Source organism: Bartonella sp. EBT8 (assembly GCF_055796165.1).
In genome coordinates this window covers 177,702-195,254 of sequence record NZ_JBTTDJ010000004.1, presented here as the reverse complement: position 1 = coordinate 195,254, position 17,553 = coordinate 177,702, and the positions used below count along the sequence as shown (strand labels likewise).

Genomic DNA, 17,553 nt, shown 5'->3' with positions numbered 1-17,553 from the left:
GATTGCAAGATAGTGGTAGATTTGGAAATCCTATTCCCATACATTTATTCACGCATCCCGAACCTTGAAAAAGAATATATAAATCAATCAATTGTATAGATAAAAAGAAAGTTTATAACACTCATGGTATATGGAAAAACATGATTAACATTTTTTCTTTTGTTTAGCTTTTTGATTGTCCTATAGGGTTTTTTAATATGCGATAAGAAACGTATAGAGCAAATGGAATACCAAGACAAAATAAAATGATGATCAGTGCTGCAAGAAGGGTTCTGGCGGCTGAAATCATCCCTACTATTCCTCCTGGATTAAAGAGACCAGCACAATTTGTAATTATTCCTGCAAGTGTTGCACTTAATGCAGCTGAAAAGAGTTGTACAGAGGTAAGGGACTCACTAGCACGTAGAGCATTCTCATTGTTTGCACATTGTAAGATTCGTGTTAACAAATGCGGCCATGCTATACCTGCACTAATCCCGATGGTAAATAATGCTAAGCAAATGATGAAAATATGTTCAGAAGTAGAATCTTTCATTGGAATAAGCCATAAAAGACTACTTATACCTAAAAGGTTTAATATGGGGGAATATACGATAATGCTACGAACTTTTTTGGCGGATATACCAGCACTTGATAGGGAACCGCATGTCCAACCCAGACTCATGAGTGACGCTATATAGCCGGCAATAAGTGGAGGTTGCCCATGAAGTTCTTGAAGGAAAAGTGGAAAATAAAGCTCTATGCTATACACCACAGTCGTCATAATGAGGATCAATGCATAAACAGGAAAAAACTCAGAAGAGATGGAGAAGGATTTATGTGGTAACATAGGATGAGGTGTGGATGTTTCAATCTTTGCTAGAACAAAGAAAAGAATCAAACCGATAATTAATCCGCAGGTTTGCGCAATTGTGGTATTTATAGCACTACCAGTAGAGATAATAAAAATTAATAAGGTGAGTATGAAAAGTTGTACGAGAGGAAGAGGGGATGTTGGAATCTCTCTTTTATTTTCTTTTGGTAAAACTTTAAGAGCTATGAGCGAGAATATTATCGCTAATGTGCCAATAATCCAAAAGGAAGCTCTCCACACGCCATAATATATAGAAATGCCGCCGATAGCTGGTCCTAACAAGGTCGATATTCCCCACATTCCAGAGATAATACTCAAGGCATGTGGCCATAGAGATGGATTAAAGATAAGACGCACTATAGAATAAGATAGAGATAGTAAAGAACCGCTTCCAAATCCCTGAATAAAGCGCCCTATTAAAAACAATGGCATAGTTGAGGCCATACCACATATGAAGGTACCAACAGTAAAAATGAATCCAGAGATCAAATAAGCTTTTTTGGGACCTATTTTTTTTAATATTTTTGTTGCAAGTGAAGTTCCAAGCAGTGATGCTGTTATGAAAACGCTTGCAACCCAAGAATAATACAGCTCACCACCAAGGTCACTCATAAGAGAGGGTAAAATTGTAATAACTATATAAACGTTAGTAGCGTGCAATACAACACCACCCGTAAACGTTAAAAAGCGAATACCATTTTTACCCAACAAAAGTGCGGACCAGCTTTTTTTTTCCACTGTTTTTGCTATTTAGTCAAAGAGTTAACCTCTTTATATTTATAAGGCAGTTATTTGAATTTGCCAAGAAAAGATTCAAAGCTCTCCTCTCGCAGAGCTTTGGAGTTTAAATGAAGTGAGAACTTAATTGCTCATAGCTTTTTTAAGATTTTCATCAATTTTATCAAGAAAACCTGTTGTAGAAAGCCATTTTTGTTTGGGGCCAATCAAAAGTGCGAGATCTTTAGTCATAAAACCTTCTTCAACGGTTTTAATACAAACCTCTTCTAATGTTTTGGAAAAGTTTTTTAATTTCTCGTTGTTATCTAGTTTAGCACGGTGTGCTAGTCCACGTGTCCATGCAAAAATAGATGCAATAGAATTTGTTGATGTTTCTTCACCCCTTTGATGCTGACGATAATGGCGCGTGACTGTGCCATGTGCCGCTTCTGCTTCAACAATTTTGCCATCTGGTGTCATAAGAACAGAGGTCATGAGACCAAGAGAACCAAAACCTTGGGCAACAATATCAGATTGCACATCACCATCATAATTTTTACATGCCCATACATAGCCACCTGACCATTTAAGCGCAGAAGCAACCATATCATCAATGAGGCGATGTTCGTAATATAATTTACGATTTTCAAATTCAGCTTTAAATTCTGCATCAAATATTTCTTGAAAAATATCTTTAAAACGGCCATCGTAAGCTTTCAAAATAGTATTTTTTGTTGAAAGATAGACAGGAACGTTTCGTTGTAATCCGTAATTAAAAGATGCGCGGGCAAAGTCTCGAATTGATTCATCAAGATTATACATAGCCATGGCAACTCCTGCGCTTGGCGCGTCAAAAATATCATGTTCGATAATTTGATTATCATCTCCGACAAATTTAATACTTAATTTTCCTTTGCTAGGAAATTTAAAATCTGTTGCTTTATATTGATCCCCAAAAGCATGGCGCCCAATAATAATCGGTTTTGTCCAGTTAGGAACGAGGCGTGGGACATTTTTACAGACAATAGGTTCACGAAAAATGACACCCCCTAAAATATTACGAATTGTACCATTGGGTGATTTCCACATTTTTTTTAGACTAAATTCTTTAACACGTGCTTCATCGGGTGTGATGGTTGCACATTTTATACCAACCCCATACTTTTTGATAGCATTGGCAGAATCGATAGTTACCTGATCATTGGTTGCATCTCGATTTACGACGGAAAGATCGTAATATTTAAGCTCAATATCGAGATAGGGATGGATCAATTTATCTTTAATATATTTCCAGATGATACGAGTCATTTCATCCCCATCGATTTCAACAACGGGGTTTTCCACTTTGATCTTTGCCATTAGAAGTCCTTTTTTGTTTAAGTGATATTATTTTTTATAGCACTTTCAGACTTATGATGAAAAGTAAAAACGAGGATGATAAAAGAGGAAGTGGAATTTATCGCATATATAGGGAATATTTATTTTTTTTGTTAGGTATTTCATTTAATGCTTTAATAAATTTATATTATCTTAGTGTTTGTTATAGCTTCCAGAGATAGAGATATTGTATTTTATAAGTAAATGGATCAAAAAAGCTATAGATTTTTGTGTTGTCTCAGCTCTACAGCTGTGCCCCGTTTGTTTAGAGAAAATCAAATATATTAGATACAGAGCCATAATCAAGAAGAGTTTATAAAACAAATTTAAGACTAGCTTTTCAGCATGTTTAAAAAAAATCTTAAAATTTTTTAGAATGAGCAGAAATTTATAAACGGTAAAGCTGTATTTCACCAAAAAATTTAAGAATGCATGTATTAATATAGATTATAAACTCTAACTTATTATGAAATAAAACTCTTAAAAAAGATTCTATTTTACGAATCCCCATCTTACTACATCTATGATAAAGTTCTGTTAGAATAGAGAAAATAATTACAAAGTAAGAGCGATCTTCGCAGAGATAATTTTAAAAATCCTATTCCCTAACCTTTATTTACGCACCCCGAACCTAAAAAATATAAATTAAATTAATAAGTTATTTGTACTAAAATATTACATGGTACGCCCAAGGGGAATCGAACCCCTGTTTCCGCCGTGAAAGGGCGATGTCCTAACCGCTAGACGATGGGCGCAAACCAATGAACAGGCTTATAGAGAGGATCTTTTTACTTCGCAAGCCCTTTTGCGTAATTTTTTTGAAAAAACATGTCTTATTGAATTATTTTCGATAGATTTATATCATTTTCGGCTGGATTCTTTTACTTTCTGGAGTTATGTGTGAAAAAATAGAGGGAATGATTAGAATGCTTGATAAAAGATTTTGATGTTAGTATTAGTTAACCCAATGATATTTTTTTAATTACCATTTTGAAAAATAGGTCAAAATAAAAAATCAGTATGTTAAATAGGCTGGTGCTTTCTTGGGTGTGTGGTGAATGTTTTATTTCCTCAAAGAGCTTATATAACTCAGAGAGTAATCATCAAGATTTTTGAGAAAACTACAAATCACTACAAAATTCAATAAAGTTTGCTCTTTTTTGAGACAGAGTGATTGTAAGCTAAAAAAGGATGCGGAATCATATAAAGCCTCATTTTACAAGAGCTCATAGATTCATTTTGTTTAATTGAATGAAAGAAAATCTCTATCATAGGTACAAAATATTGGCTCATATCCAAAGAAGAATAAAGTTAATCATCACTTTTTCTCATGTTTATTTCCATGTGATTGAATAATAAAACTTTGGAACAAATAAAATTTATTCTTTGCTTTTTCAAATACATAGAAATAACTCTTTGTTTAAAAGCTTTTATACATGTAGAGGATTGATTCAGGAATGCGTAATCGCAATACACTGACATTCTAAGGTATTGATGATGCCCACTTTGATATAAGGTATCAGCAGTTATATGGAGTATGACGAATTTTGGATTTAAAGAGGAGATATCTTTACTACAGCTCAAGTGATACATCGGCAATAAGAGATGTGTAGCTATTCTCTAACAAATTTATTTCTTCGATTTTCTTGAATTTAGCTGAAAGAATATTGTTTTTTCAATATTTGTTGGATTAAAAGAGCAATTTTATATGGGATTTTTAATTTTTATAGCTATTTGTTTATGATAGTTTACATCTGTAAAATTGGAAGATTTTCGGTGAGTGTGCCTGTAATAGTGTAGTTTATTTGTAAAATATTTTTCAATGTATAGGTAGATAAGTTTTTCTAATTAGCAATGAGAGATTTATAATTTTTTATGGATAGAAAATTTTATTGAGGTTATGAAATACTTCTATTTTCATGAAATCTATTGTGCCACTTTTTATTAAAAATAATGTTTCTTTATGTTGCTCTTGGTTAAAAGGTGTATAAAAAGCAATATGAAGTTTATGATGGAAAGTTTTTCTTGGACTCACTCAATCTTCAGGACTTAAAGTATTTGTTTTTATCAAGGATTTTACTCTTTGAAAAAATAGATATTTTTGTTCTTAAAAAAATTATTGAACGAATACTATTGTTGTATTAGCGAAAGAATGGGTTGAATAGAATAGGGTACTTCTTTAAATTATGTTTGGCTATAAGCATTATTTTTATTGATTTTCGCATCATTTAAATATTTTTCAAAAGCAGATTAAGGGTAAGCAGTTAGATAATGGCAGAAGCTTTAAAGGTTGGCATTGCAGGTCTGGGTACGGTTGGTAGTTCAGTGATGAAAATTCTACGTGAAAAAGCGAGTGGTTTGGCTTTTCAGTGTGGACGACCAATTAAAATTGTTGCTGTTAGTGCGCGTGATAAAAGCCGTAATCGTGGAATTGATTTGAGTGATGTAAAATGGTTTGATTCACCAGTGGATATGGCTGTTTCTGATGAAATTGACGTTTTTGTTGAATTAATTGGTGGCGAATTAGATGTCGTGTATGAAGCTGTTAAGAAAGCGCTTGAGATGGGACATCATGTTGTTACTGCCAATAAAGCGCTTCTCGCTCGACATGGAGTGACTCTTGCTGTCATTGCAGAAAAAAAAGGCGTTTTTCTTAATTTCGAAGCGGCCGTCGCTGGGGGAATTCCTATTATAAAAGCGATGAGAGAATCACTCTCTGGAAATCATATATCGCGGATTTATGGTATTCTTAATGGAACCTGCAACTATATATTAACACGCATGTTTACTGAAGGTCTTTCATTCGAAAATTGTTTGGCGGATGCTCAGAGACTTGGTTATGCTGAAGCTGATCCAACTTTTGATATTGGGGGAAATGATACCGCTCATAAATTAGCTTTATTGACAAGTTTGGCATTTGGAACTGCAGTTTCATTAGATGATGTTTATGTTGAAGGAATTAGCAATATTTCGCAGATTGATATCCGAGCGGCTGATGAATTGGGTTATCGGATTAAGCTTTTAGGAGTTGCATTAAAAACCGATTCCGGAATTGAGCAACGTGTCCATCCAACAATGGTACCAACGTCATCAATGATTGCGCAGATTCATGGCGTAACGAATGCCCTTTCTATTCAAAGTGATTTGTTAGGAGAATTGCTGTTTTCTGGTCCTGGAGCTGGAGGGGCGGCAACAGCATCAGCTGTTATTGGTGATTTGGCTGACATAGCGAAAGCATATCACGGTTTTCAGTGTGCACCTGTTTTGAGAATTCCAGCATTGGGTCTTGCTCCTCATAAAAGAGCGCGAATTTCTCATCATGCAGGTGGTTATTTCATTCGTTTAAATGTTCATGATCGTGCTGGTGTTTTTGCGGCAGTTGCAAGGCATATGGCTGATAATCATATTTCATTAGAGTCAATTGTTCAAAGGCCTTTTGTAGATAGTCAGATTGTAAAAACAATTATTTTGATAACGCATGAAACAACAGAAGTGAATGTACAAAAAGCGCTTGCTGCAATTGAAAGAGATGGTCATCTTGTTGCAAAATCTCAATTCATTCGTATCGAACCTATGGCATAAAATTGATAATTTATTTTATAATGGCAAAGAGAGAGGCTTGAGTGCTTTTTTCTTTTGTGGAAAGCTCTTGTCTTTGCTAAAAGCTTGCTTTTTAATGCTTCGCAATAAATGCTAATGTTTTTTGCTGGTACTCATTTGGTAGGATTTTTATATGCCCGCAACTCAGAAAAATTTAAATGGTCTTGATCGTATTCTAACTCTTGAATTGGTGCGTGTCACTGAACGCGCTGCTGTTGCAGCTGCACGATGGCGCGGTCGTGGGGATGAAAAAGCTGCTGATCAAGCTGCTGTAGATGCAATGCGTCAGGAACTTAATCGGTTGCCCGTTGATGGTACAGTTGTGATTGGTGAAGGTGAACGCGATGAAGCTCCTATGCTGTATATTGGAGAGAAAGTAGGGTGTCAAAAAAATGGGCTAGCGATTGATATTGCACTTGATCCACTTGAAGGAACAACAATTTGTGCAAAAAATCTCGCTAATTCCCTAGCAGTGGTTGCAATTGCTGAAAAGGGTAATTTGCTTTATGCTCCTGACGTTTATATGAAAAAAATAGCCGTTGGTCCTGGTTATCCTAAGGGGGTTGTTGATATAGATGCTGTTCCTGCTGATAATATTTATGCCCTTGCAAAAGTTAAGGGTGTCACTGTTAATCAGGTGACTGTTTGTATTATGGATCGACCTCGTCACGAGAAATTAATTGAGGAAGTGCGAGCGACTGGGGCGTCAATTCGCTTAATTGGCGATGGAGATGTTGCGGCTGTTATCGATACAACTGATCCAGATGAAACGGGTGTTGATATCTATATGGGGATTGGTGGAGCACCAGAGGGCGTATTAGCGGCAGCTGCTTTGCGTTGTATTGGTGGGCAGATGCAAGGACGTTTGCAGCTTGATACAGAAGAAAAAATCGCACGTGCAGAAAAAATGGGGATAGAGAACCCTCATAAAGTTTATACGATGGAAGAAATGGCAAAGGGTGATGTGTTGTTTTCTGCAACAGGTGTAACGGATGGCAATATGCTTTCAGGTGTTAAATTTACCCCTCGTTATATTCAAACGGAAACACTTGTGATGCGTTCACACACTGGTACAATTCGTCATATTAAAGCGCAGCATAGAGATTATTCAAAATTTGATTGATACTTACTATAGTCATTAAAAAAGTGAAAAACCTCGTTTTTAAAAAGTGCGCTTCCATAAAAGCTCTAAGATATGCCTTTATGGAAGTACTGACGATGTGTTTAGAAATTATTTTATTGTTATGAGAGCTGGACAGAATGTACCCAGCCATTTTTATCTTCTATATTGCCTTTTTGAAGGTCAACAAGTTGTGTGCGAAATTGTTGTGTAATCTCGCCCATCATTTCATTTCCGATAACGAATTCACCATCTTTGTACTTAAAACGGCCGATTGGTGTAATAACAGCTGCCGTACCACAAGCGAAGACTTCTTTAAGGTGACCACTTCGTGCATCTTCTTTGAGCGATTCAAAAGAATAAGGACGTTCCTCTATTATTAATCCCATTTGTTGCGCCAATTGCAAAATTGAGTGACGTGTTATTCCCGGCAGGATAGTGCCATTAAGTGCAGGTGTTACAAGTGTATTGTTTGCCATAATAAAGCAAACATTCATGCCACCAAGTTCTTCAATCCACTTATGTTCAATCATATCAAGGAAAAGGACTTGGCTACAATTATTTTGTGTCGCACGGCTTTGGGCCAATAAGCTTGCTGCATAGTTGCCACCACATTTAGCAGCGCCTGTGCCTCCTGGACCAGCACGGCTATAATCTGTTTCGATCCAGACGCTAATAGATTTTTCTTCTCCTTTAAAATAGGACTCAACAGGAGATGCTATGATACAAAAAAGATATTCTTTGGAAGGGCGAACTCCTAAAAAGTTTTCATTGCCAAACATGAATGGACGTAGATAGAGGCTAGCGTTTAGAAGATCTGAAACCCATTTTTGATCAATTTTAACCAACTGATTAACGGCATCTAAAAAGATATCCTTTGGCAATTCTGGCATAGCTAAACGCTTCGCCGATTCTATAAAACGTTGTGCATTGGCATCAGGACGGAATAACAAAATGCGACCGTCTTTTGCGCGATATGCTTTTAAACCTTCAAAAATTTCTTGCCCATAATGCAAAACAGTGCTTGCTGGGTTAATCTCTAGAGCCTTGTATTGAGAAATAACAGCGTTATGCCAACCTTTGTCTTCAGTCCATTGGATGGTACACATATGATCGGTAAAAAATTGACCAAAACCAGGGCTTTTTAGAATTTTTTCGCGGTTCTCGTCTGATAGAGGAGAGGGGTGTTTTTCTATTGTAAACGGAAGCAGTGGTATGGAAAATTTCATAACTAAAACCTTTTAGGTATATTTTTTTCGACGTGTTTTTATTATAAAAATAATGAAATACTTTCATTGTAACTTTATTATTAGCAAAACATTTGTGTCAATGCTTTATTATAGAATTAATCAAAAAGACTATTGAGAGCTCTTTTTATTTTCATGTTTTTTCTTCTTCATTTTGTCAAGTAACCTGGAACCTTTAGTGATCTTTAGCGTTTTTCAAAATAAGTATCTGAATAATTTCGTCTATAGATATTTTTGTAACTTAGGTAGGGGAATTGAAAAAAGGAATTCACTATGATTGATAGAAATTACCACACATATGAGAAACGTATAGATTCTGAAAAAAAAGAGCGTGAACAGCTTAATTCAATTGGTAGAGGTATCCTTGCTATTCTTCTTGGAGTCTTTATTATTTGGTTTGTTTTTGGTTTTTTAGGATCTTTCTTTGAAAAAAAACCTGAACATATCTCTCATTATGATGCGACACAATCAAATCAAACAATAACCAGTCCAAGAAAAGATTTAAATTCGACATCAGAAATACCTTATACCTATAAAAATACAACGCCATCTTTAACCCATGAGTAATCCTTTAGATAACAAATCTAAAGGCATGGATTAAGATGTGAAGTCTTTCAAATGTATAAGCTTAAAAAATTGAAAGAATTTTAATTCCTGAAATAAATCATGCTGTGGTTGTTAAAGTCTGCTGCATGATTTGTTTAGCGTGTGATGAAGCAGTTTCCTCCGGAATTTTTTATAGTTTCACAAAGATTTATGGCGTCATTCCGATTTTGCGTTTGTATACGAACACGATAATAGGTTCCTTTTCCTGGTATGAGGGCAGATTGAATACTTAAAGGACGTGCACCAATAAGGAAGCCAAATCTAGATTTCATGCTTTTCAAAGAATCCGTTGCTAATGCATGGGTTGGTTGAGATGCAAGTTGTACATAATAGCTTTCTGAATTTTGTGTAGTTACGCGGTTTGATGATGGTGAGCGAGAATCAATATGTTTTTGTCGTTCTGAATTTCTTTCTGCATGTGAAGGAAGAGGTATAATTTTTTCTTCAACATTAGAGGGTGAAGCGCTTTCAGCTATTATTTTATCAATATTACTTGTGAAAGTCTGTTCTGTTTCTTCGTTATTTGTATTGGATTCGTATGAAGAAACAGAAGAAGAATCTTGAAATTGATCTCCAGCAGTTTGATCAATCATCTTTTCTCGTTCATCAGAGTTTTTTTCCTCTGTGTGATGCATTGGTGATAGGACAACGGTGCCATCTGGGTTTACAATAACAGTTTGCACTTCCCGTGTTGGAATGGTGTGGTTGACAGCTCCAGTTACTGCATTTTCAACATCAGATTCATTAAGAGAAGAAGAGGAAAAGTTTGCAGATTCTTGTTGGTTTAATTCTGTTAAGTCTTCAGGCTGTTCAGAATTATCAATAAGAGATTGTTGTGTATTTTCTTGTTTTTCACTTTGTTCGGTTGTTTGTTTATAAATATCTAAATTATGTGCAACATCATTCTTTGTTTCAGTTGTTTCTTGTTTGAATTTGAAGGGTGTATTATCTGCCTGGATGATGGGAGCACTTTCATTTTTTTGTGATGGCATAAAAAAATGAGAATAACCAAAAAAACCAATTGCTATTAAGGTAAGAAGAATAACACTTCTGATAAGAGTTTTACCAATAATAAAGTTCTTTAAGGGAGGAGTGGCTGATGCATGGGGGGGAATTTCATCTGTATCTCTATGGGAAGAATAATACTCCATATCATCGTCAGTAGGGAGACGGTTGACGCTCTGATCTTGAGAACTTCTATAGATATCTTCTTTTGGATTTTCCATGTTTTGATGAAAGATTTCACTGAAGACATCATTTTGTTGTTGGCGTGAAAAATCTTCTGCTGGAACATTTCCTACATTGAGTACATCAGCAAACTCTTCTTTTAAACCATCAGTCGGTACATCATATTCTGGAGCTTCATAGGGAACTTCAGGAACCATAATTGGTCCGGTTTTTTCTACAATTTCCTCTGCAAATTTATAAGTATCGACCTTCGGAGGGAAAGACTTCCTATGCTTGGAGTTATGAGCAAAAAAATTCTCTTTTTGTTTTGTATTAGGAATCTCCGGTGAGGAGGGCATAGAATTTAAATTATTTTGACTATAGACCCCATCTTTTTTATTGTTTTGATCAGAGATATTTTTAGCGCTGTTGATGTATGAGGCTTGTGTATCACGATATTTTGGAGTTGTTTCAGCATAAGATTCTTGTTTTGTGAATTCTTCTTCATAAAATTGGGGATAATCAGGAGTGTGGCGCTCTTGTGGAAAGCCTTCTAAATCAGATTGTTTGTTGGTTTGTGTAAAATTCAAGGGTAATGAGGATTCAGTTGCTCTTTCATTTCTTGCATTCTCCTGTTTTTCTGAAATCAGATTAGAAGATGAGGAAAATGTATTGGTCTCAAAAGAGGGGGAGCGATCAGAGTAATATTCTGTAGCCCAACTTTCTTGATTAGCTGAAACTTTATATGGGTGATTCACAGGTGTGTCGTAGAAGTTTTGGTTGCTGTCATGATTTTGTTGTATATTTGAAGCATCTTTTTGTTGCGAGATTGTTTGTGAAAGATGGCGGAATTGTTCAGGAGATTGTGTGGAGCCTTCCCGAACATTATCGTGCTTATCCGCTTCATCAAAAAAGAATTTTTTTGATCGTTCATTAAAGTCACTTTTTTCAAAAAAAGGATCAGTATGGATTGGTGCGCTTCTCTTTTGAGGTGATTGATTTTTTTGGATAGGCAATGGAGAGAGCGCATCTAAAATTTGCTCTTCATCATGATGAACAGCTAAAGTGTGTCTCTCTTCAGGCAAAGAGCTGTTTTGTTCTAAATGGTTGAAGAAAGCTGTTGAAAAAGAATCTGAGGGTGATTCATGACTGCCAGATCGTTTCTTTTGATCGTCAAAAGACAAATTGTTTGTTAAATTATTTTCAAGCTCTGATTCTAGAAAGGACAAATCAAAATCATCACGATAGGACGAAGGTTTAGGGGGATGAGATATTGATTGATCAGTTGGTAAAGAAGAATGGTCTCTTTGATTTTCACTGTGTTTGTTCGGATTAAAAATTCGCGTAAGTCTGTCTAAAGGATCATGGTGTCCATGATCTTTTTTTATTCCGTGCGGATTTTTGCGATCGTTATCGCTCATAGCTTTTCTCACATAATGATCTGCATTTGCGTGCAATAAATGGTTAATTTTGATTTGTTATATTTTAAAATTACAAATTTCCCCCTCCTACGACAAGGATATATGAAAAAATTTATCAACAAAGTATCTATTTTATGTATTTATAGAACTTTTTCAACGCATTTCTGTTGGTGCTTCGACTCCCACAATTTTAAGTCCTGATGATAAAATGTTTATTATAGCTTGTATTAATCCCAATCTAGCGAGGGATAGTTCTTTATCATCAGGCTGAATAAAACGTAAATTAAAATTATCGCTTCCTTTGTTCCAATGGGCGTGAAAGCTGGAAGCGAGCTCATAGAGATAAAACGCCAATCGATGTGGTTCTTTATGAACGACAGCTTGTTCAATGATACGAGGATATTCAGAAAGTTTGCGTATTAAGAATATTTCATTGTCATCAGTTAATCGGTTAAGGTGTGCAATCATTGTATCGTTGGAAAGATTTTCAATATGAAGGATTTCTTGCGCTTGACGAAAAACAGAGTGACAACGGGCATGTGCGTATTGTACGTAAAAAATGGGATTGTCTTTTGATTGTTCTGTCACTTTAGTAAAGTCAAAATCAAGAGGGGCTTCACACTTACGGTATAGCATCATAAAACGCACTGGATCACGGCCAACTTCTTCCACAACATCACGCAGCGTAACAAACGATCCTGCTCTTTTTGACATACGTACAGGTTGACCGTTGCGAAAGAGCTTTACCAATTGACATAAAAAGACACTCAATTTGGCTTTATCACCAGAAATTGCTTTTGCTACCGCTTCTAGCCGCTTTACATAACCGGCGTGGTCAGCACCTAAAATATAAATCATTTCATCAAAATGACGATTGAATTTATCATGGAAATAAGCAACATCCGCAGCAAAATAAGTGTAAGAACCATCAGATTTCACTAAAACACGATCTTGGTCGTCTCCTACATCGGTTGAACGGAATAAGGTTTGTTCGCTTGCTTCCCAGTCTTGTCTATTTTGCCCTTTTGGTGGTGGGAGTTTCCCTTTGTAGATATAACCCTTCAAAGTGAGTTCATTAATCGTATTACGAATAGCGCGCGCATTATCTGCATAAAGCATTTTCTCAGAGAAAAAGAGATCATGATAAATATTAAGAGCAGCTAAATCTTCGCGAATCATTGACATCATGGCATGAATTGCACGTTCTTTTACGATAGAGAGAGCTTCATCTTGATCCATAGTGAGTAATTGGTCACCAAATTCTTGGGCAAGGGTTTGCCCCAACGGTATTAAATAATCACCAGGGTAGAGCCCTTCTGGAATTGTATTGATTTTTTGGCCAAGAGCTTCGCGATAGCGTAAGAGTACGGAATGAGCTAGGACTTCAATTTGTTTACCAGCATCATTGATATAATATTCTTTCGTAATGTCGTAGCCAACAAATTGCAATAAATTAGAAAGAACATCTCCAACGACAGCTCCACGGCAATGTCCCACATGCATTGGCCCTGTTGGATTTGCTGACACATATTCAACATTGATGCGCTTTCCTTGTCCAATTGGAATACGACCGTAAGAGATCCCTAATTCTAGCATGGATTTTATGACATCTTGCCAAAATGGTTTTGTAAGCTTGATGTTGATAAATCCAGGACCGGCGACCTCAATACAGTCGATAGAAGAATCAATTTTGAGAAGCCCTATGATTTTTTCTGCAAGGACACGTGGATTAAAACCAATAGATTTTGCAAGCACCATAGCAGCATTGGTTGATAAATGTCCATGGGAGGAATCACGTGGGGGATCAACGGTGATTTTTGATAAATCTAAATTTTCTCCATTTTTTCCTTTTATGCTAGATGTTTCGAGTGATTTTTTAATTTTTTTCTCGAAGTTTTTAAAGACATTCATATTGAGCTTCCATCATATATTCAAAAGCAATTAAACAAAATATCATCGGTATGATCAAATAAGCGGTGATATTCGCGTAGAGCATAGTGATCAGTCATGCCTGACAGAAAGTCAGCAATAAGACGTGCTAACTCTTGATCTGTTAAATGAGCTGCTTTGCTGTGCCAGCTTTCAGGCATTCTATCTGGATTCTGATAATAACAGTCGAATAATTTTTGTACAATGCATTTTGCTGTATCGCGACGACTGAGAACTTGTTCATGATAATAAAGATTTTTAAAAAGAAAATCTTTTAGTTCTTTATCGTAAACTGCCATTGCAGGAGAAAAAGTAACAATAGTTTGTTTTGCTTGGTGAACATCATCTATGCTTTTTGGTTTGATCTTTGCTAAATTCTTTTGTGATTGTTTAATAACATCCTCAACCATGGATGTTATCTGTTTGCGCACCAGTTCGTAACCGCGCCGAGTTTGATCAAGCTGTGGATACTCTGCTTTTATATCTTCTAATAATGCTGCAGTTAGCGAAACTTGTTCGAATTGATCAATTGTTAAAAATTGTGAACGTAAACCATCATCAATATCATGGGCATTGTAAGCAATATCATCAGCAATAGCAGCGCATTGTGCTTCTAGACCCGCAAAGTAATCGAGTTCAAGATCTTGCTTTGTATTGTATTGTAGAATATCGAGAGGGACCTCTTTCTTGTTTGCATAAGGACCTAAAAGGGGACCGTTATGTTTTACAAGGCCTTCCAGCGTTTCCCAAGTAAGGTTAAGTCCATCAAAATTTGCATAGCGCTGTTCCAGTCTTGTGACGATGCGTAATGCTTGTGCATTATGGTCAAAACCACCATAGTGTGCCATTGCTTCATTAAGGGCATCTTCGCCCGCATGGCCAAAAGGTGTATGTCCAAAGTCATGAACAAGAGCAATAGCTTCGGCAAGATCTTCATCAAGACAGAGTGTACGTGCTAATGTTCGTGCAATTTGGGAAACTTCTATTGAATGTGTTAAACGTGTCCGATAATGATCGCTTTCGTCGGCAATAAACACTTGTGTTTTATGTTTAAGTCGCCGAAATGCATTAGAATGGATAATACGATCTCTATCTCGTTGAAAAGGTGATCGAAAAGTACTGATCGTTTCGTCGAATAATCTACCACGACTTGTTTGCGGGTTGGCACTGTAAACTGCTCGAGATTGGTAATTGATATTGCTTATATCCATTGTAAGTTGTCTATTCTTATCTTAAAATTGAGGTTGATCTATATAATAAACTTCTCTTTCATTAGGGATACTCTTTCTTGATAGTTTAATGCAAGGATATATAGAATGTGCGTGAATATTTCAGATGCTGCTGCCAAGAGAATTGCACAGATACTTTTGAATGAACCCGATAAAATAGGATTACGTATTTCTGTTGAAGGCGGTGGTTGTTCGGGTTTTTCTTATAAATATAATTTGGTTTCGCAAACGCATGAAAATGATTTTGTTCTTAAAAAAGATGGAGCGGTTGTCTTGATTGATTCCTTATCGCTTCCTTTTATGGAAGGGGCTATCATTGATTTTGTGGATGATCTTATGGGACAGTCTTTTCAAATTCATAATCCCAATGCTGTTTCATCGTGTGGTTGTGGTGTGAGTTTTTCAATTTAGTGTGGTGACTTTGTGATATTGTTTCTTGAAAAAATGATAACTTTGGTCAACAATGTAAAAATGAATATTTTTACAAAAATATTGCGTCAGTGGTTATGGCTATGTGTAGCGCTTATTTTATTAATCTGGAATAATTGTGTTTTTTCTGAAGAAGGAAAAGAGCAAGGTTATCAACAAAAACAATCAACAAATTTTACTTTAAAATCTCAAGATTCTGAAAAAGAAAATTCCATTTCTCAGACCGATCTCACTCTATATGCTCGTTTGAAAGACAGCAATGAAAACATTGAAAAAGGGCTCGTATGGCGGGTTTATGCCCCCATTTTAGGGATTGATAATAAATTACCACTTATTGCAACTTATGAAGGTGGGAGTGCACATTTTAACTTAGAGCCGGGGAATTATCTTATTCATGTCTCTTTTGGTCATTCAAGCGGCGTGCATCGTGTAAATTTAGAAAGTGGGCAAAATCTTGTTAAGACTTTTAATCTTGATGCTGGTGGTGTTATTTTAAATGCTACCCTTCTCAATGGTATCATCAACGAAAAAGAATTGCGTTTTATTATCTATGAAGATGAAAAAGAAAATGATGATACTGGTGTCATTTTATCAAATATTAAAGCTCAGTCAATTGTGCGTTTGAAAGCTGGTCACTATCACGTAGCTTCTCATTATGGTTCCATTAATGCTATTGTCCGTTCCGATATCCAAGTAGATGCAGGAAAAATTACAGAAGTAACGTTGGAACATCAGGCGGCTCAAATCATCTTAAAGTTGGTACGGCAAGAAGGAGGGGAAGCGCTTGCTGATACAAGTTGGTCTATTACCAATGATTCTGGTGATATTGTTTATGAAACAGTTGGTGCTTATGTTTCGCTCGTGTTGGCTGAGGGTGAATATATTGCAATTGCTAAAAATCAAGATAAAATTTATCAAAAAGTTTTTTCTGTTGTTTCTGGCCATGATGAAGATATAAGTGTGATAGCAAATGCACAAAATATGCAACAAATTGAAGAAGAAATGGATTAAGTGTCATTCATAGTGTAACCTGTGATGAGAGATAGGTAGAAAGTTTTGGCTATAGAAATTTCAACAGTTGGTGTATTTTTTGCTGGTGCATTATCTTTTTTATCACCATGTGTTTTGCCACTCGTTCCTCCTTATTTGTGCTATATGGCAGGTGTTGGTATTGATGATTTTCGTTCAGAAAAGCGTGAAGAAAAATCATTTATACGCTGGGAGCTGTTCTCTTGTGTTCTTACTTTTGTACTTGGTTTTACAACTGTCTTTGTTGCGTTAGGTGCCAGTGCAAGCACAATTGGTAAGTTTGTTGGTTATTATCGTGATTGGTTTGCACTGGCTGCTGGAATTATCATTATTATTTTTGGTGTAAATTTTTTAGGCCTTTTCAAGATTGCTTTTTTATTTCGTGAGTTACGTTTTCAAACACACAAAACGCCAGCTGGTCCTTTAGGAGCTTATGTTGTTGGTTTGGCTTTTGCATTTGGTTGGACGCCATGTATTGGTCCAATTTTGGGACCTGTTATAACCCTTGCTGGAACAAAAGATACTGTGGGTGAAGGAGCTTTTCTCCTAGGAATTTATGCGTTAGGTCTTGGGGTGCCTTTTTTCTTAGCAGCTCTCTTTTCCAGTAGTTTTATGAGATTTTTAGGAGTTTTTCGTGTTCATTTAGGAAAAGTTGAAAAAGTTATTGGAATTTTGTTAGTTGTTACGGGTATCTTATTTTTAACAGGTTCTATGCAGGATCTTTCCTTTTGGCTTTTGGAGAAATATCCTTTGTTGAGCAATGTTGAATCTGTTCGTTGGCACGATATTATAAGTTTTTTTGGATTTTCTCGTTAGTCTTATGTGTTTT

Annotated in this window: 12 protein-coding genes and 1 tRNA gene; 6 read left to right on the top strand and 7 right to left on the bottom strand. The window is 36.0% G+C overall.

The window, feature by feature from the left end; translation table 11 throughout:
• Positions 1-163 precede the first annotated feature (163 nt).
• The 3 genes from AC0QT4_RS04690 to AC0QT4_RS04680 form a co-directional block, all read right to left on the bottom strand.
• Positions 164-1,591 carry an MFS transporter gene (locus tag AC0QT4_RS04690; RefSeq protein WP_473200556.1) on the bottom strand — a complete coding sequence of 476 codons (1,428 nt, stop codon included), beginning with the start codon at positions 1,589-1,591 and terminating at the stop codon, positions 164-166.
• A 123-nt stretch (positions 1,592-1,714) separates the two neighbouring features.
• The gene (locus AC0QT4_RS04685) at positions 1,715-2,929 is read right to left on the bottom strand and encodes an NADP-dependent isocitrate dehydrogenase (RefSeq protein ID WP_473200555.1); all 1,215 of its coding nucleotides are present in this window, start codon (positions 2,927-2,929) and stop codon (positions 1,715-1,717) included.
• Between the two features lie 698 nt (positions 2,930-3,627).
• A tRNA-Glu gene (locus tag AC0QT4_RS04680) sits at positions 3,628-3,702 on the bottom strand.
• Between the two features lie 1,516 nt (positions 3,703-5,218).
• Between AC0QT4_RS04680 and AC0QT4_RS04675 the strand changes: the two genes are divergently transcribed.
• Both AC0QT4_RS04675 and glpX read left to right on the top strand, forming a co-directional pair.
• A complete protein-coding gene (locus AC0QT4_RS04675) occupies positions 5,219-6,529 on the top strand; it encodes a homoserine dehydrogenase (RefSeq protein WP_473200554.1) in 1,311 nt (436 codons plus the stop codon).
• A gap of 151 nt (positions 6,530-6,680) precedes the next feature.
• A complete protein-coding gene (gene glpX / locus AC0QT4_RS04670) occupies positions 6,681-7,670 on the top strand; it encodes a class II fructose-bisphosphatase (RefSeq protein ID WP_473200553.1) in 990 nt (329 codons plus the stop codon).
• Between the two features lie 119 nt (positions 7,671-7,789).
• On the opposite strand, the gene AC0QT4_RS04665 is transcribed toward glpX, so the two are convergent.
• Complete coding sequence (locus AC0QT4_RS04665) at positions 7,790-8,896, bottom strand: branched-chain amino acid aminotransferase (RefSeq protein ID WP_473200552.1); 1,107 nt, start codon at positions 8,894-8,896, stop codon at positions 7,790-7,792.
• A 291-nt stretch (positions 8,897-9,187) separates the two neighbouring features.
• On the opposite strand from AC0QT4_RS04665, the gene AC0QT4_RS04660 reads away from it, so the two are divergent.
• The gene (locus AC0QT4_RS04660; protein ID WP_473200551.1) at positions 9,188-9,481 is read left to right on the top strand and encodes a hypothetical protein; all 294 of its coding nucleotides are present in this window, start codon (positions 9,188-9,190) and stop codon (positions 9,479-9,481) included.
• A gap of 134 nt (positions 9,482-9,615) precedes the next feature.
• Here AC0QT4_RS04660 and AC0QT4_RS04655 read toward each other — a convergent pair whose 3' ends face one another.
• From AC0QT4_RS04655 to AC0QT4_RS04645, 3 genes are all read right to left on the bottom strand, one after another.
• The gene (locus tag AC0QT4_RS04655) at positions 9,616-12,108 is read right to left on the bottom strand and encodes an SPOR domain-containing protein (RefSeq protein ID WP_473200550.1); all 2,493 of its coding nucleotides are present in this window, start codon (positions 12,106-12,108) and stop codon (positions 9,616-9,618) included.
• 153 nt (positions 12,109-12,261) lie between these two features.
• Positions 12,262-14,019, bottom strand: a complete 1,758-nt coding sequence (gene argS, locus AC0QT4_RS04650) for an arginine--tRNA ligase (protein ID WP_473200549.1) — start codon at positions 14,017-14,019, stop codon at positions 12,262-12,264.
• A gap of 20 nt (positions 14,020-14,039) precedes the next feature.
• Positions 14,040-15,248: a deoxyguanosinetriphosphate triphosphohydrolase gene (locus AC0QT4_RS04645; protein WP_473200548.1), complete on the bottom strand. Its 1,209-nt coding sequence runs from the start codon at positions 15,246-15,248 to the stop codon at positions 14,040-14,042.
• A gap of 105 nt (positions 15,249-15,353) precedes the next feature.
• Here AC0QT4_RS04645 and AC0QT4_RS04640 point away from each other — a divergent pair, with 105 nt between their 5' ends.
• The 3 genes from AC0QT4_RS04640 to AC0QT4_RS04630 are packed head-to-tail and all read left to right on the top strand — an operon-like array spanning position 15,354 to position 17,540.
• The gene (locus AC0QT4_RS04640; protein ID WP_473200547.1) at positions 15,354-15,677 is read left to right on the top strand and encodes a HesB/IscA family protein; all 324 of its coding nucleotides are present in this window, start codon (positions 15,354-15,356) and stop codon (positions 15,675-15,677) included.
• A 60-nt stretch (positions 15,678-15,737) separates the two neighbouring features.
• Complete coding sequence (locus tag AC0QT4_RS04635) at positions 15,738-16,706, top strand: carboxypeptidase regulatory-like domain-containing protein (RefSeq protein ID WP_473200562.1); 969 nt, start codon at positions 15,738-15,740, stop codon at positions 16,704-16,706.
• 45 nt (positions 16,707-16,751) lie between these two features.
• Entirely contained in the window at positions 16,752-17,540 is a 789-nt protein-coding gene (locus AC0QT4_RS04630) for a cytochrome c biogenesis CcdA family protein (protein ID WP_473200546.1), read from the top strand.
• The last annotated feature ends 13 nt before the right edge of the window (positions 17,541-17,553 follow it).

Bases quoted from the DNA above. Each gene is read 5' to 3' on its own strand.
- AC0QT4_RS04685 (WP_473200555.1), bottom strand. From the start codon at position 2,929: ATGGCAAAGATCAAAGTGGAAAACCCCGTTGTTGAAATCGATGGGGAT.
- AC0QT4_RS04675 (WP_473200554.1), top strand. From the start codon at position 5,219: ATGGCAGAAGCTTTAAAGGTTGGCATTGCAGGTCTGGGTACGGTTGGT.
- glpX (WP_473200553.1), top strand. From the start codon at position 6,681: ATGCCCGCAACTCAGAAAAATTTAAATGGTCTTGATCGTATTCTAACT.
- AC0QT4_RS04665 (WP_473200552.1), bottom strand. From the start codon at position 8,896: ATGAAATTTTCCATACCACTGCTTCCGTTTACAATAGAAAAACACCCC.
- AC0QT4_RS04660 (WP_473200551.1), top strand. From the start codon at position 9,188: ATGATTGATAGAAATTACCACACATATGAGAAACGTATAGATTCTGAA.
- AC0QT4_RS04655 (WP_473200550.1), bottom strand. From the start codon at position 12,108: ATGAGCGATAACGATCGCAAAAATCCGCACGGAATAAAAAAAGATCAT.
- argS (WP_473200549.1), bottom strand. From the start codon at position 14,019: ATGAATGTCTTTAAAAACTTCGAGAAAAAAATTAAAAAATCACTCGAA.
- AC0QT4_RS04645 (WP_473200548.1), bottom strand. From the start codon at position 15,248: ATGGATATAAGCAATATCAATTACCAATCTCGAGCAGTTTACAGTGCC.
- AC0QT4_RS04640 (WP_473200547.1), top strand. From the start codon at position 15,354: ATGTGCGTGAATATTTCAGATGCTGCTGCCAAGAGAATTGCACAGATA.
- AC0QT4_RS04635 (WP_473200562.1), top strand. From the start codon at position 15,738: ATGAATATTTTTACAAAAATATTGCGTCAGTGGTTATGGCTATGTGTA.